Source organism: Bacillota bacterium, assembly GCA_033549065.1.
Classification (GTDB): Bacteria; Bacillota; Dethiobacteria; order DTU022; family DTU022; genus JAWSUE01.
Map to the genome: position 1 here is coordinate 1 of JAWSUE010000017.1, position 16769 is coordinate 16769.

Consider the following 16769-nt stretch of genomic DNA (forward strand, 5'->3'; position numbering starts at 1 on the left):
CTTTCAACGATTGACCCAAAATATGCACACCCCTGCTAACTTTCAACGATAACCTCTGTGAACTTCCTAGGTAAATTCAGAGGTTACTTCTTATGACCGCCGAAATAGACCCCAGTAAATGTTAAAGCCGATCCTCTAGAATAGCAGGAACGGCTTTATTGCTGGGCTTTTAGGCAAAAATAAAACCACCTGCTGATAAAATACTTTTTATCAATAGATGGTAGATTATTTGGCGGAGAGAGAGGGATTCGAACCCTCGAAGCGGGTTTTAGTCCCGCTTAATCGCTTAGCAGGCGACCGCCTTCGACCTCTCGGCCATCTCTCCGTGTATCTAGTGGCGGAGGGGGTGGGATTCGAACCCACGGCCCTTTCGGGTCACTAGTTTTCAAGACTAGCTCCTTAAACCGCTCGGACACCCCTCCTTAAAGGCAGATTTGCATTTTTCAGTATAGCAAAGCAGACAGTCCATGTCAATCAAACTTCCCAATTAAAAATATTTATAAATTACGTGAAATCGTGGGTACATTAAAACACTCCCCCACATTTGTGGAGGAGTGTTTCGTAAGTTGTATGTCAATTGAATTACTTAGCGTTTGCATATGCTTCTGCAACACATGCCAGATAACTCTCAACAGTAATAGTAACTGATGAAGTTAATTCGGGAACATCGGGAACGTTCTGGTGAGCATCATCAACGACCTTAACCTGCAGGCTAAGAATCTCGTCAACAGTCTGCCCGACCATCCATTCGCTGAGAGCAGCAATCTGCTCATACCATTCCTTATCAATCTCGGATACTCTTCTCATGCCGTATTCATCACCAAGCTGTACTTTAGTTTTCGGCGCTACGGAACGATCGGAAGTAACCTGACCTTCCTCGTCAAAGTTGATCCTGATTTGAGCGTTATCAATAAGCGCCCCTACAACTACACCGTTTGCATCAAAAGCTACAGCAGCCATGGTGTTATCGATCTGCGCCATGGGCATAATGTCGTTTGCCTCGTCATAGCCTCTTGAACGGGCAATCGAAATCTCTGTACCTAATCCTGCCGAAACAGCATTTTCAACATCGATTGAATGATTGTAAGCGTACTCTACAGCTGCAATGTAGTCTTCTACCGTAATGGTTACCAGGGAGGTAAGTTCAGGAACATCAGGAACGTTCTGGTGAGCATCATCAACGACTTTAACCTGAAGGCTCTTGATTTCGTCAACAGTCTGACCGATCATCCAGCTTTCGAATGCTTCCATCTGCTCATACCATTCTTTCCCAATTTCGGAGACCCTTATCATGCCGTAATCATCACCAAGTTCAACCTTGGTTTTACCCGGAACTGTGAGATCGGCAGCAACCTGCATATCTTCATCAAAGGGCACTCTGGTCTGAGCATTATTAATTGTCACACTGACAACTCTGCCATCAGCATCAAAGAGAACTGCAGCCATAACTACATCTGCCTGTGCCTGTGCTGTTAATTCATCCGTTGCGTCTCTTGACCGGCCAATTGAGGTTATTACACCAAGGCCCAGTTTGTAAGAACCTTCGGTTTCAACTACTTCTTCCTCATCTTCTCCCGGAGCTTCTTCATCGACTGGTGCAGTTTCTTCTCCGCCACAGCCAAATACTCCAAATGCCAACAATCCAAATACCAACAGTAAAACAAAAAACTTGCTTTTCATACGGTACCTTTCCTTTCATTAATATATTGCTACAATTGACATACGCTGACTATCGTAACATAAAAGTTCGATTGGGTCAACGTTAAAACATTCACAAAGTTTCCGCCAACAAGCCAACAACCTCATTATTGCCTGCTTTCCATTGTTTTTAAGAAAACATATTAACTTAAGAAATTAAATTCATATAAAAAAAAGTAAAAGCCGCGTTGTTGAAGATTGCGGCTTAATGCTAGGTCCTCATGTTAATATTATGGAATATCATTTGAGTATAAATATGATCAAGAAACAGTAATTTTCTCCTGGCCGTTAAAGTAAGGGCGGAGGACTTTTGGAATTATTACAGAGCCGTCTTGCTGTTGGTAATTTTCAAGTATAGCAGCTACTGTTCTACCTACAGCAACACCTGAACCGTTAAGGGTATGAACAAATTTGATTTTCTTACCATCTGCAGGCCTGAACCGAATATTTGCCCGGCGGGCCTGAAAGTCGGTAAAGTTACTGCAAGAAGAGATTTCACGGTAAGTGTTATATGCAGGCAACCAGACCTCAAGATCATATTTCTTAGCCGGTGCAAATCCGAGATCACCGGAGCACATGAGCATCACCCGGTAAGGCAGTTCCAGCATCTGTAGCACTTTTTCGGCGTTTTTCGTCAGCTTTTCCAGTTCTTCATCTGATTTTTCCGGAAGAACGAACTTAACCAATTCCACCTTGTTGAACTGGTGTTGACGGATAAGTCCCCGGGTGTCCCTTCCATGAGCTCCGGCTTCAGCCCGGAAACAGGCGCTGTAAGCTACATAATAGAGAGGAAGCTGGTTTTCTTCCAGTATCTCATCACGGTGTAGATTGGTCACAGGTACTTCTGCAGTAGGTATAAGATAGTAGTCCGTTCCCTCAACCCGGAAAGCATCTTCGGCAAATTTCGGCAGCTGGCCGGTTCCGGTCATACTGGCTGCGTTAACAAGAAAGGGGGGGAATACTTCCCGGTAACCATGCTCAGATGTATGAAGATCAAGCATAAAGTTAATAAGGGCCCTTTCAAGTCGGGCGCCGGCCCCAAAATAGAGAGCAAAGCGGCTGCCGGTGATCTTTCCTGCCCGGGGAAAATCAATTATGTTCAGGTTGGCCCCGATATCCCAGTGAGCTAAAGGCTCAAAACTAAATTCAGGGCGTTTACCCCAACTGCGAATCTCAACGTTGTCGGATTCATCTGTTCCCCTGGGGACTACCGGATCAGGAATATTTGGTAGGCTCAATAGAAGCTGTTCCAATTCCGCATCAACCTGGCGAAGTTGCTCATCCAAGGTTTTTATTTTCTGAGCTACTTCCCGCATTTCTTCTTTTTTTCTGTAAGATGTTTCACTGTCAGCTCCAGCCTGCCCAATTTCCTTGGATACCCTGTTGCGGATCTGTTTCAACTCTTCCGCTTCTTTTAACAAATCACGACGCTCATTATCCCTGGCGAGAAGGCTTTCAAGATCACCTTCTTCATCCTTTAGTTCCATAGCCTGGCGGACGATTTCAGGGTTTTCACGAACGAATTTAAGATCGAGCATATCATAATCCTCCCTTATATTGCTGGATCGTAGTCATAATAATTATCATTTACATTTCTTCCGGGGCAATAATGCCAAGGAGTCCCAAACCATTTGAAATAACCTGTCTTGCAGCGCTGATCAACAACAACCTTCCATGTTGAAGTTTCCCTTCACTGCTTAGAACAGGACAATTATGATAAAAACGGTTAAATTCCCGGGCAACATCTATTAAATAACGGGCAAGAATGGAAGGACGGTAATTTTCTGCCGAAGCAAATATTTTATCGGGTAATTGGGCTAAAGTTTTGATCAGGTTGATTTCCTCATCCTTGATCAGTTTGGATGCGGCTGTGTTGTCCCATTTCAGAAATTCAGGTTCAGCTTTGCGTAATATACTGCAAATACGGGCATGGGCGTACTGGATATATGCTGCAGTTTCTCCGGAGAAATCCAGGACTTTATCCCAGTCAAACTCTATATTCTTGATCCTGTCATTGCTTAAATCACCGAAACGTACTGCTCCAAGGCCTACAGCTTTGGCAGCACTTTCTTTGTCCGGAAGTTCGGGGTTTTTCTCTTCAATAATCTCCCGGGCCATATCTATGGAACGCTGCAGCACCTCTTCAAGCAGAATAATTTTACCGGCCCGGGTTGACATTCTGCCTTCTTTAAAGCGGATTAAGCCGAATGGCACGTGGACACAGTCTTTAGCCCAGTCAAAACCTAACAGCTCCAGGACCTTAAATAGCTGTTGAAAGTGCAAAGTCTGTTCGGCACCGACGACATAAAGTGATCGGGCAAAATCAAATCTCCTTTTCCTGTATATCGCGGCAGCGATATCACGGGTAATATATAGAGTTGCCCCATCTTTTTTGCGGAGCATAACCGGTGGAAGGCTGTAGGGCTCTAAATCTATGATCAGGGCCCCTTCACTTTCCCTGGCAATTTTCTTCTCCTGGATAAGCTTTATTACATCATCGAGCATTTCATTATAATGGCTTTCTCCATGAAAATGTTCAAACTTTATACCTAAAAGATCGTATATAACAGAATAATTATCAAGGCTTAGCCGGCGGAACCGCTCCCAAAAGGCTATCGCTTCAGTGTCTCCTTCTTCAAGCTTCTTGAACCATAAGCGTGCTTCGTCGTCCAGGGTAAGATCGTTTTCAGCTTCTCTGTGAAATTGAACATATAAACGATACAGGTAATCTACAGGATCGGATTCCAGATCATTCTCATTGCCCCAACGTTTGAAAGCTACTATTAATTTACCAAACTGGGTTCCCCAGTCACCAAGATGATTGACTCCTATACTGTTATAACCCAATGCTTTATAGATTAAATAAAGCGAGTGGCCGATAACTGTTGAACGGATATGACCTACTCCGAATGGTTTGGCAATATTGGGAGATGAATAGTCAATCGGAACATTTCGACCTTCGCCAAGATTAGTATGCCCGTATTTATTTCCATCTTCCCAAATCTGTGCCAATACTTCACGGCCATATTCTTTTGGTGCAATAAAAAAATTAAGATAAGGACCTTTAGGGGCTGTTTTTGACCAAAAGAAACCAGCCTGATCGGCCAATTTATCACTCAACTCGACAGCAATAAGGTGAGGAGCTTTTTCCCGGGTTTTAGCCAGGGTGTAACAGGGAAAAGCAAGGTCGCCATAAGTCGGGTCGGGGGGGGTTTCCAGTAGTTTAATAATATCAGCCGGTTCCATGGACACCAGTGGAGCCAGAATCCGACTTACCTCTTCATTTAGCTTCTGCATATAGATTCTCCTCGGAGCTTTTTCACTTATTTTAGCTCAAAGCGAGGTGAATGACAAATATGACTATATTTTTAATACCATGTTTATTCCGGATTGATAAAATATGGTTGTCGGTAAAATCTGCTAAGCGGAGGATACCCTGCAGGTGGAGCCCAACTATCACCTTCAATTAATATTTCAACCCTCTGTGATCTGCTGTTTTCAAAAACGGTAAGGAAAATTGCATCCAGAATAAGAGTAGCCCGGAGGTAATCCTGTTCGCTGCCATTTTCAGGGAATATTTCTTTAAAGCTGCTGTTCAGGTTAACCTGCACCTGTTCCGGAGTTTGCATAATACCAAGCAGGTTTAAATCCGATGGTACAAAAGTAAGTGATCTTGAAGCTCGTAAAGACTGTGAAATTAGATTGTCGAGATCTATGTTATCCGTATTTTCAGTAGCTCCTTCCCGGATAGTCAGATAATACCTGTAACCGCTCATTATCGGAGTATAAATCGGATTCTCCCACCTGATTGGTTGAATTGGCTGTTCTGCGATTATCATATCGCCGAAGGATACAATAGGCTGCCTTCGTACAGTCAAATAGATTTCTTTTACTTCGTTGAAAGCACTGACTGTCAAAATTAACGATTGTAAAGCTGATGCACTTTGGATTGTACCGTTCAGCTCAAACAGTTCCGGAGGCATATCCAAAGAAAGCTGACCGTTCTCTGCAGAAAATTCAACTTCTGCATAAACGTTTTTATCCGGGATTGTCCTGTATAGAGCGCTACCCCTTGCCGGGCCGCGTATAAGTTCTTCCATTGCAGAACGGATCGGGTTCTCTGTCTGGCTGATAGTTCTTGTAACGGGAATCAGGTTGGCATTTTCATCAATAAAGTATAGCTGTATTTTAGTTTGATTCGCCGAAAGGCCAGTTGTAACCGGGTTATAAATTGGACCGGAAGCTGTTTCATTATTACCATTACCGCTTTCTGAAAGTAGAGGGCGAAGATTAATTAAATCTATATAGCCATCTTCACCGCATACTACTGCCAGATAAGGATGGCCGGACAAGATTAATTTCTCAACACGCATTGCAACTTCCCAGCTGTTTATCTCTTCACCATCCCTGTTCAGTAATAGCATCTGTGTATAGTCTTCCCTGAAATGGCGCCAGGAGCTGGTTACAATATGCTGCCCGTCTGAAGTAAAAGAGAAGAGTGAACCATCAGGTATGCGTTTCATCCAGAGAAGATCCTGGGCAAGATCAAAATAATAAAGGTTTTCACCTGCGCCTTCCCTGCTACCGTAGACCAATAAACGGTTATAATTCTGTGGATTAAAGATAACTTTTTGGGGTTCAAAAGGAAGTATGGTATCCCACAAGAGATAACCCAGTGAATCATATACAATTAACTGATTGCCCTTGACGGCAGCCAGGCGGCTTCCATGTCTTGAAACTGCGGCCAATGTCTGATTTTCAAAACTCCACACTTCTTCGCCGTTAAGGTTTAAGGCCCTGACTTTCGGTATTTCTTCCTCAATATAAGTGTAGTAGATATTCGCCTGTTCGAGGTACTCACTGGTCAGGAAGAGATTAATAACCGGCTCTGTTTCAATTGTCCAGAGGGATTCACCTTTTTGGTTAAAAAAGTCCAGGTTGTTAAAGTCTTCGTCCGGGTTTGATCGGGAAACAACTATCCAGGAAGCAGTTGGAGAGATTGCAACAAGATCTATTGGATCCCCTTCATTTTCCCACCAAATTTGCTGATCTGAAGTTGTATAAAGAAGTCTTCCCCCGGATGTCCCAATTACTGCATAATTGCCGCACTGTGAAATTTTTGCCTGACCAGGTGCAGTTGCAAAAGATCTGTCCCACAAAAGCCTGCGTTCGCGGTCGAGCAGGCTTACAGAGTTATTGCCTGTGCTAAAAAGAATACCATTCAATCCATAGTCAACTGTTAGATCAAGGATACTCGTGCTGGTAAACCACAAATCGTAAAGGGCTTCACCCTGGTCGGCTGACTGCGGATCAATTGCCAATGAAGATGATTCTGCGCGGGGAAGGAACTGAATTATGTACAATACAAAACCGGCCAGTATAAATAACATAGCCAGTGAGATTATATAATAAAATGGCTGAATCCTTTTCATAAGTTAACCCCTCCGGACTAAAAACCAAAGTGCATGTTATTCTATCATAAGTTTATTAGTGATTTCTAATAAAGATAATAATCTATCATTAAGTTTTAATAATAATTCCCTACTCAGTGACCAACGGCAGGGCAAAATAGAAATTGCTTCCTTCACCAAGATTACTTTCCACCCAAACGCGACCACCATGTTTTGTCACTATTTCATTGACAATAGCCAGGCCGAGACCGGTTCCACCCGCCTCTCTTGAACGGGCTCGATCTACCCTAAAAAATCTATCAAAAATGAAACTTAAATCTTCCTCAGGTATGCCGCAACCTGTATCGCTAATTCCGGTAATAACTTCTTCGCCTTCCCTGTACAATGATATAGTGATCGCTCCTCCGGGCGGAGTATAATTTAAGGCATTATCCAAAAGATTGCTGATTACCTGTCTCAACTGCATGGGTGCCGCGCGTACGATATAATCCTGACCGGGTTTTTCATAGATCAATTCAAGCCCCGCATGCGAAAAACGATATTCATTTTCATTAAGCATGTCGCTAAGCAATAGGTTTAAAGTAATATTTTCCTGCTCAAGGTTATTTTTTTCGAGTTTTGAAAGTTCAAGCAGATCATTTACAAGTGCGGTCAGTCTTTCCAGTTCACCATCCAGATCTGATACAAACTCTTTTTGCTGTTTTTTATTCATGTCATGTTCCAATAAGGCTTTGGTCAATAAACTCATTGTCGTAAGCGGGGTCCGGACCTCGTGGGCGACATCGGCTGCAAACTTCTTAAGATTGCTTGTGTAGTAATTTAATTTCTTTGCCATCAGGTTAAACTGTTCAGCAAGCCGTCCGATCTCATCTTTCGATTTAAATTCAATATGCTGATCAAGTTTTCCCTCTGCCATTTTCCGGGCAGCTGTAGTTAACTCTTCAAGTGGACCGGTAAATCGACGGGCTAAAATTACTGAGCCACCCCCGACTACAGCCATAGCAATTACAGTTGCTAAAAATAGAAAAGTTCTTATATCATCAAGGGTTTGGTATAGATTTTCCATTGAGGCAGATAGAATTATAACTCCAAGGACAATCTCATTTTCATCCTTAACAGGTATGGCAACCTGCATTACCGGCTGCTGCAGCCTTTCACTAAAGCTCACACTGCTGCTTACAACACCCTGCAGGGCAACAGCAACATCTTCATGCGTTAAAAGCTGATTCAGCATTCCTCCAATCCTAATTGAATCACCCACAACAAGCCCCTGCTGATCGGTAAATATAACCCTGGCCTGGGCCTGACGGCTCATATTTTCAGCCAGGGTGCTTAAACGTACCGAGTCGATCTGACCTCGCAGGTGGCCCACTAAAAAGTCAGAAGCCAGAAAACCAGAAATTTCAAGGCTTTCCTGCATATTGCTCAGGTAGTAATGCTCCAGAGTGTTAAAGAGAAATATACTGATGATTACCATTACCGCCAGGATAATTGCCAGGAAAGAGGCTGTCAGGCGGAAACGGATGCTGTAAAACTTAAGCATCAAGCATCCTCCCTGATTTTATAACCAGTCCCCCATACGGTAATGATATAATCCGGATTGCTTGGATCAGCTTCGATTTTTTCCCTGATATGCCTGATATGTACATCGACAGTTCGAACATCTCCATAGTAATCATAACCCCATACCTGTTCCAAGAGCTGTTCACGGGAATAAACATTCCCGGCGTTTGTGGCTAAAAAACTTAAAAGAGCAAATTCCTTCGATGTCAGGTTAACATCCTTCTCACCGAGGCGGATCCTGTGCTGGAGCAAGTCTACCTGTAAGTCACCGATTTGAATCACTTTTTTTGGTTCTTCCTCCCGGGCGGTAGTCCTCCTGAGTATTGCCTTAATTCTGGCAACCAATTCTCTTGCATTAAAAGGTTTAGTGAGATAATCGTCCGCTCCCAGTTCCAAACCTAAGACCTTATCGATGTCCTCGCTACGGGCAGTAAGCATAATTATTGGAACATCATGCTTTTTTCGAATACGGCGGCAGACTTCAAATCCATCCAGTCCGGGGAGCATGAGATCAAGAACCACAATATCAGGTTTTACTTCAACTACTTTCTGTAATGCTTCCTCTCCATCATACGCTTGTTCAACCCGAAAGCCTTCTTTTTCCAAGTTAAAAGTGAGCGCTTTAACGAGCGTTTTCTCATCATCAACAACTAATACCAGATCTTTATTCATCAGCCGAAACCTCCCTGATCTGTTTTGAAAATTTACAATACCCGTTTTCATTAATTAACCAGTCGTTCTTATTTAGTTTCATTTCCAACTATGCTTACTTCTTATAATACTTTATTACTTCTTTTATGTCTTCCCAAACATATTTTTTCTTGCCGGGATCTCTTAGCAGCGCTGCCGGGTGAAAAGTTGCTATAATGCGTCTTGAATCCCATTCATGCCAGGTTCCCCTACAGCGGGTTATTGACAAATTCTGACCGATTAAAGTTTTAGTCGCCAGGGCACCGAGGCAAACAATAATTTCCGGATTTATTAATTCGATCTGCTCCTTCAGGTAAGGAAGGCATGCTTCTACTTCAGATTGAAGAGGCAATCTATTGGAAGGGGGTCTGCACTTTACAATGTTGGCGATATATACTTCTTCTCTCTTTATATCTGCTGCAGCCAGGATCCTGTCCAGCAGCTGTCCGGCCCTTCCGACAAAAGGTATCCCAATACGATCTTCATCCGCTCCAGGACCTTCTCCGATAAGCATCAGTTTGGTTTGCGGATTACCATCTCCAAACACAACCTGTGTGCATGTACTTCTCAGAATACAATTGTTACAGGTTAGGCAGGTTTGTTTTAACCGCTCTAGTTTTTGTACAGGATCTTCTGCAGGTGTGCTTTGATTTTTATGTGAATTAATCAGTTCAATCAAAGACTGCTGTCGCTCTGTGATTGTCCTCACCCCAAAATGTACCGAAAGATAATTTTTAGTATCGCAATTAATTCAACAGTCAGAACAGTTATTCCTTCACTGGAGCATTTATTCCGGAGGAGCTACCATCAGGGATTTTCTCCTTATAAAACGACTCTCTGCAATATCAAGAAGGCGGTTTACCAGTTCCGGATAACTGATACCACTTGCTTCCCATAGTTTTGGATACATGCTTATACTGGTAAATCCAGGCATGGTATTAATTTCATTGACTATTACCCGTCCAGAAACCCTTTCAATAAAGAAATCAACCCTGGCCAGACCGCTTCCTTCAACAACTTGAAATGCTTTAATGGAATAATTCCTTACTTTTTCTTCAATATCCAAAGAGAGTTCAACAGGAACGATCAGCTCAGATCGATCATCGATATATTTAGCCCGATAGTCATAAAATTCATTACAAGGAATAATTTCACCGGGTCTGGAAGCTTGGACGTCCAGATCTCCCAAAACACTGCATTCAATTTCCCTTCCATCAATAAACTTATCTACAATCACTTTTTCATCGTATAAAAATGCTTCTTCTACAGCCGCTCCCAACTCGTCCAAAGAACTGACCTTTGTTATACCAACGCTGGAGCCAAGATTTGCCGGCTTAACGAAACAAGGCAACTCCAGTTGTTTTATTATTGTATCCTGCCAGCTAGAGCGATCCTGAACCCACTCATGCCGGTGGAAGTAAACATAAGAAGCAACCGGTAAACCGGCTCTTTCAAATAATATTTTCATAACCACTTTATCCATGGAAACACTGGAAGCAAGCACTCCGGAACCAACATATGGAATGCCAGCCATTTCAAATAACCCCTGGATAGTGCCATCTTCTCCATAAGTACCATGTAATATAGGAAAGACTATATCCAGCGGTTGGTAGTTCCATTCAACCGGTGATTTTTCAGATTGTATTAATAGGCCGGGTTGGGACGGGTCGGTTAACAATACTGTTTTTGCAGCATTCACAGGAAGGCGATATTCCCAGAATGCCTGCCAGATATCACTCCCGGAATACCAAAGACCTTCCCGGCTGATTCCAACAGGGATAATTTTATATTTTTCTGAATCAATGGCATCCATGATTGAAGCTGCGGATCTTAAAGAAACAACATGCTCACCTGACCTACCGCCAAAGATAACAGCTACGGTTTTCTGGATCATTTATTATCAACTCCCTAAATACTGTTAAGCCCGCTGTTGGTTGCGGGCATTATGATTATATCATACAGCGTTATACAGTTTATATGTAGTTTATCTATTGCAAAAGTGCAGGAGGTTATATAAAGTTACGATATAATCATAATACCTTAATACCATATTAATAGAAAAGAAAAAGAAGGATTGTTGCTAATGCAAATACCGGTAATTATGCTGGGAGCAAATTTCTATACCTCCCTGGGAGCAATAAGAACTCTGGGCAGAAGAGGAGTTCCGGTTCATGCATTTGATTATGATTTTTCCACAGCTTATGCTCTCTCCTCAAAATATGTAACCAGAAAAGTACTTTGTCCCGACATAAACAGCAATGAAAAAGAGTTGGTAGATTTTCTTATAAATTATTCTAATCAATTTACATTGCGCCCTGTCCTGATGTCAACAGCTGATAATTATGCTCTGATGGTATCAAGGCATTCTGACAAACTTGCCAAGCATTACAGGTTTCCGATCATGGAACCTGGTTTACTGGAAAAAATCATTGATAAAAATGGTTTATATGAACTGGCTATCAAACATGATCTTAGCATACCAAAAACCTATATAGTCAACCAGTATAGTAATCTGAATCAAATAGCACTGGAAATGCCTTATCCCTGTATAATCAAACCGGCTCTTTCGCATAAATTTGTTAAAGTATTTCGGCAAAAATGTCTTTTTGCGAATAACAAAGAAGATTTATTATCCGCGCTGGAAACTGCCAGGAAAAGCAGCCTTGAAGTGATGGTACAGGAAATCATCCCCGGATTTGACGACCAGATGTACGTATATGATACATACATAAACAAATATGGTAACGCTACCCATACATTTAGTGGACAAAAATTACGTCAGTTTCCGATTAATTTTGGGTCATCAACTCTTACCCACCAGCTATATGACCAAGAATTGATCGAATTAGGTCAAATGTATATGAAACGAATTAACTACAGGGGTTACGGTGAAATTGAATTTAAAAAAGATTTCCGTACAGGAGAATTCAAGCTGATCGAAATTAACGCCCGTTTGAGTACTTTAAATATCCTTTTTGATAAATGCGGTGTGGAGTTTACATATGCAATGTACAGAGATTTAATTGATGATCCTTTACCCGACTTTCACCTGGCCGAAAATAAACCGTGGGCTTTCTGGCACGCCTATGAAGATCTGATCAGCAATATAGCATATCTGAAAACAAAGCAATTAACCTTATGGCAGATCATCAAACCCTGGGCAAGCCATTATAAAGCTCACGCTATTTTGGCAACAGATGACTGGAAGCCGCTTTTTTCTTTTGCCTGGTTAATAACCAGAAAAGGTTTGAACAAAATCAAGCGTCTGATTACAAGACAAGAAAGAGGGGCGAATTGATTTCGCCCCTCTTCCATTTTTTATTATATTAAACTCAAGCTTCCTCTTCTTTTCCTGATTTTGCAGAGGCTATTACCTGCTCAGCAACCTGGTGTGGTACTTCTTCGTAGTGCGAGAAAACCATTGTGAAGAAACCCCTGCCTTGAGTCATTGAACGCAGGTCAATCGAATACTTGAACATCTCAGACATAGGTACCTGGGCTCGAATTTTTTGTAATCCTCCCTCAGGCTCCATCCCCTGAATACGTCCTCTCTTACTATTCAAGTCTCCCATTATATCACCCATAAACGATTCAGGCACTATAACCTCAACGTTCATGACCGGTTCCAGCAGTACTGCTCCGGCCTGCTCCATCCCCTTGCGAAAAGCCTGTGCGGCGGCAATTTTAAAGGCCATTTCGGACGAGTCAACTGTATGATATGAGCCATCAACAAGCCTGACTATAATATCCACTACCGGGTATCCAGCGACAACCCCTTCTTCCATTGCTTCGCGAACACCTTTTTCAACTGCCGGGATATACTGTCTGGGAACTGACCCACCAAAAATTTTATCTTCAAATACCAGACCCTGGCCGGTTTCAGCCGGTTCCAGTTCAAGGTATACATGACCGAATTGGCCACGACCACCGGACTGCTTCTTGTGTTTTCCTTCAACCTTCGACTGACCACGAATTGTTTCTTTATATGGAACCTTCGGTGTTGATAAATCAACGTCAACACCAAATTTCTGTGATAATCGATTAACAATAATCTCTAGGTGCAGCTCGCCCAGACCGGATATCACAGTCTGCTTGGTTTCGGCTTTTCTCTCAAGCTTGAAAGTTGGATCTTCTTCAAGGAAGCGGGCCAATCCGCTGCTGACCTTTTCTTCATCTCCCTTTGTTTTAGGTTCAACGGCAAAGGAAATTACCGGTTCAGGAAATTGCAGTACGGGGAAAACTATGGGTTTGCTTTTATCACATAGGGTATCACCTGTAGCGGTATTTTGAAGTTTGGCGACACAGGCTATATCTCCTGTCACAACTTCATCCATTGAAACCTGGTTTTTACCACGCATAGAGAATACCTGGCCAAAACGTTCGATAATATCTTTTGTTGAGTTGTATACCTGGCTGTCGGGCTTAATACTTCCCGAATATACCCGGAAATAGTTGATCCTGCCCACATAAGGGTCAGCAAGCGTTTTAAAAACAAAGGCTGAAAGTGGCTCGGAAGGACTCAGTTTACGAGTGATTTCATCTTCACTTCCAGGTAGATATCCTTTTACTTCCTCCATGTCCAATGGAGAGGGTAAATAGCGCTTGATCAGATCGAGCAACGGTTGCGTGCCAAAATTCTTAGTTGCTGCACTGCACAAGACAGGAATTATTTTCCCTTTCAAAACTCCTTGGCGAAGCCCTCTGTATACTTCATCCGTGGTAAGTTCTTCGCCTTCCAGGTATTTTTCAAGTAAAGAGTCGTCTGCCTCGGCTACAGCTTCTAACAATTTTTCGCGAAGATCCTGTGCTGCAGCAAGAAGATCTTCGGGAATATCTCCCTCGGTTGTTTTCATGCCATCAGCTGAAAAGAGAAGTGCTTTCTGTTTGACCAGATCAACTACTCCTTTGAATTCAGCTTCTTTCCCGATAGGCATCTGCAGGGGAGCCACATTTAACCCAAAATGAGAGCGAAGTTGATCCAGGGTTCCTTCGTAATTAGCATTTTCACGGTCAAGTTTATTGATGACAACAAACCGTGGCAGGTTAAAATTGTTGGCGTAACTCCAAACCTTTTCTGTACCGACCTCAACTCCTGAAACAGCGCAAACAACTGTAACTACGCTATCTGCAACCCTTAATGCCCCTAGTACATCTCCGATAAAGTCAAAATATCCCGGAGTGTCGAGCAAGTTGATTTTCACTCCGTCCCACTCCAGTGGAGCAAGACCGACATTAATTGTTACCTGTTTTTTTATTTCATCAGGATCGTAATCAGTAGTCGTATTACCAGCTTCAATCTTGCCTAGCCGGTTTACTGCTCCCGATGAAAAAAGCAGCGCTTCAGTAAGAGAAGTCTTACCGGCACCGCCATGGGAAATAAATGCTACGTTGCGAATATTTTCGCTAGTGTACTTCTTCATCTATAGGCCTCCTCAAAATCGTCCGGCAGTTTACTCTGCCGGTTCAATAAATTATAACCAATAAAAGGGGAAGAGTAGATGTTCAAACCGCTATCAAATAAAGATTTACTTCCGGTTACACCCTACCATTATCGCTAAAAAAATGCAAATAGTAAATGCTCTTTTGTCTGTAAAAAATATTATTTTCCCAAGCGTGCCTTCACATATTCAATTAAGCCGCCGCTGTTGATAAGCTCCTGCATAAAAGGCGGAAAGGGGGTAGCGTGATAGATTTCACCATTTTGCAAATTTTCAATTGTCCCCTGATCCAGGTTAATACTTAGTCTGTCTATTCCGGACACAAGATTTGATAAATCATCAGTACACTCCAGAATAGGCAATCCGATATTAATTGCATTGCGGAAAAAGATCCGGGCAAAGCTGGAAGCAATAACACAGGATATACCGGCACCTTTAATAGCCAGTGGAGCATGTTCCCGTGAGCTGCCACATCCGAAATTACTGCCGGCCACCAAGATATCACCGGGTTTAACCAGATCCGGGAAATCAGGCTTAATATCCTCCATCAGATGCGCAGCCAGTTCTGCAGGATCTACGGTATTCAAGTAGCGTGCAGCGATAATAGCATCAGTATCTACGTTGTCACCAAACAACCATATTTTGCCTTCTATTTTCATCAGAAAACCTCCCCGGGGTGGACAATTTTACCGGCTACAGCAGAAGCCGCAGCTACAGCTGGATTGCATAGATATACCTCACTGGCTGGATGACCCATTCTGCCGATAAAATTACGATTCGTAGTAGCCAGCGCTCTTTCGCCACTGGCCAGAATACCCATATGACCCCCCAGGCAGGGTCCACAGGTAGGAGTACTAACTGCTGCTTCGGCGTCGATGAAGATAGTCATCAATCCTTCCTCGATAGCCTTACGGTATATCATTTGTGTTGCCGGAATTACCAGGAGTCTGACCTTTGGATGGACTCGTTTTCCTTTAAGCAGGGAAGCAGCTATTCTAAGATCTTCGATCCGTCCGTTTGTGCAGGATCCAATCACAACCTGTTGAATTTTAATCTCCCTGGCTTCAGAAACAGGCCGAACATTATCGGGTGAAGGGGGGAAAGCTATCTGCGGTTCAAGCCTGCTGATATCGTACTGATAAATCTTTTCATACTCCGCATTATCGTCGCTATAAACTGGCGAATATGATTGCGCAACTCTTCCTTCCAGATATTTAAAAGTTATATCATCCGGTTGGATATATCCGCATTTCCCACCTGCTTCAATTGCCATATTTGCCATGGTCAGGCGTCCGTCCATCGAAAGTTTTTCGATAGCAGAACCGGCAAATTCCATTGCCTTGTAACGTGCACCATCAACACCGATTTGCCCGATAGTATATAAAATTAAATCTTTCCCGCCAATCCAGTCGGGAATATCTCCGATATACTCAAACCGGAGTGTAGAGGGCACTCTGAACCAGGTTTCCCCAAGTGCCATAGCTGCAGCCAGATCTGTACTTCCAACTCCAGTTGCAAAAGCTCCCAAGGCACCATAAGTACATGTATGAGAATCTGCTCCAATAATTACCATGCCTGGCCAGACCAATCCTTGCTCCGGTAATAATGCATGCTCAATACCCATCCGACCAACTTCAAAGTAGTTCCTGATACCAAATTTTTCGGCAAAGAGACGTAAAACTTTCGCCTGCTCCGCAGAAGCTATATCTTTATTGGGCGTAAAATGATCAGGAACAAGCACTATCTTATCCGGATCAAAAACCCTATCCAGGCCAAAACGTTGAAATTCTTTAATAGCAACCGGTGCAGTAATATCATTACCAAGGGCCAGATCAACTCTGGCGTTAACCAGATCGCCAGGTTTTACTTTATCTAAAGATGCATTTTTGGCAAGAATTTTTTCCACCATCGTAGAACCGGTATTATGCTTTTTAACCATCTTCATCCTCTTTTCGGATATTTTTATTGC

At 42.8% G+C, this 16769-nt stretch carries 12 protein-coding genes and 2 tRNA genes; 1 reads left to right on the top strand and 13 read right to left on the bottom strand.

What is annotated here, in order from left to right:
• Positions 1-230: 230 nt before the first annotated feature.
• The 10 genes from SCJ97_10565 to SCJ97_10610 form a co-directional block, all read right to left on the bottom strand.
• A tRNA-Ser gene (locus tag SCJ97_10565) sits at positions 231-325 on the bottom strand.
• Positions 326-335: 10 nt separating this feature from the next.
• Positions 336-422 (bottom strand) — tRNA-Ser (locus SCJ97_10570).
• Between the two features lie 160 nt (positions 423-582).
• Positions 583-1680 (bottom strand): hypothetical protein, encoded by a 1098-nt coding sequence (locus SCJ97_10575; protein MDW7740478.1) that lies wholly within the window; start codon positions 1678-1680, stop codon positions 583-585.
• Between the two features lie 278 nt (positions 1681-1958).
• On the bottom strand, positions 1959-3236 hold the full coding sequence (gene serS / locus SCJ97_10580; GenBank protein MDW7740479.1) for a serine--tRNA ligase: 1278 nt from the start codon (positions 3234-3236) through the stop codon (positions 1959-1961).
• Positions 3237-3285: 49 nt separating this feature from the next.
• On the bottom strand, positions 3286-4995 hold the full coding sequence (argS, locus tag SCJ97_10585; GenBank protein MDW7740480.1) for an arginine--tRNA ligase: 1710 nt from the start codon (positions 4993-4995) through the stop codon (positions 3286-3288).
• Between the two features lie 83 nt (positions 4996-5078).
• Complete coding sequence (locus SCJ97_10590; GenBank protein ID MDW7740481.1) at positions 5079-7130, bottom strand: GerMN domain-containing protein; 2052 nt, start codon at positions 7128-7130, stop codon at positions 5079-5081.
• Positions 7131-7239: 109 nt separating this feature from the next.
• A complete protein-coding gene (locus tag SCJ97_10595) occupies positions 7240-8652 on the bottom strand; it encodes an ATP-binding protein (GenBank protein ID MDW7740482.1) in 1413 nt (470 codons plus the stop codon).
• Positions 8652-9344, bottom strand: a complete 693-nt coding sequence (locus SCJ97_10600) for a response regulator (protein MDW7740483.1) — start codon at positions 9342-9344, stop codon at positions 8652-8654. The genes SCJ97_10595 and SCJ97_10600 overlap by 1 nt, the downstream gene beginning before the upstream one ends.
• A gap of 94 nt (positions 9345-9438) precedes the next feature.
• Entirely contained in the window at positions 9439-9936 is a 498-nt protein-coding gene (locus SCJ97_10605) for a uracil-DNA glycosylase (protein MDW7740484.1), read from the bottom strand.
• A gap of 213 nt (positions 9937-10149) precedes the next feature.
• Positions 10150-11256 (bottom strand): D-alanine--D-alanine ligase family protein, encoded by a 1107-nt coding sequence (locus SCJ97_10610; GenBank protein MDW7740485.1) that lies wholly within the window; start codon positions 11254-11256, stop codon positions 10150-10152.
• Between the two features lie 189 nt (positions 11257-11445).
• Here SCJ97_10610 and SCJ97_10615 point away from each other — a divergent pair, with 189 nt between their 5' ends.
• Complete coding sequence (locus tag SCJ97_10615; GenBank protein ID MDW7740486.1) at positions 11446-12660, top strand: carboxylate--amine ligase; 1215 nt, start codon at positions 11446-11448, stop codon at positions 12658-12660.
• 34 nt (positions 12661-12694) lie between these two features.
• On the opposite strand, the gene fusA is transcribed toward SCJ97_10615, so the two are convergent.
• The 3 genes from fusA to leuC form a co-directional block, all read right to left on the bottom strand.
• Complete coding sequence (fusA, locus tag SCJ97_10620) at positions 12695-14782, bottom strand: elongation factor G (protein ID MDW7740487.1); 2088 nt, start codon at positions 14780-14782, stop codon at positions 12695-12697.
• Positions 14783-14961: 179 nt separating this feature from the next.
• Positions 14962-15459: a 3-isopropylmalate dehydratase small subunit gene (locus SCJ97_10625; GenBank protein MDW7740488.1), complete on the bottom strand. Its 498-nt coding sequence runs from the start codon at positions 15457-15459 to the stop codon at positions 14962-14964.
• A complete protein-coding gene (gene leuC, locus SCJ97_10630) occupies positions 15459-16739 on the bottom strand; it encodes a 3-isopropylmalate dehydratase large subunit (protein MDW7740489.1) in 1281 nt (426 codons plus the stop codon). The genes SCJ97_10625 and leuC overlap by 1 nt, the downstream gene beginning before the upstream one ends.
• Positions 16740-16769: the final 30 nt, after the last annotated feature.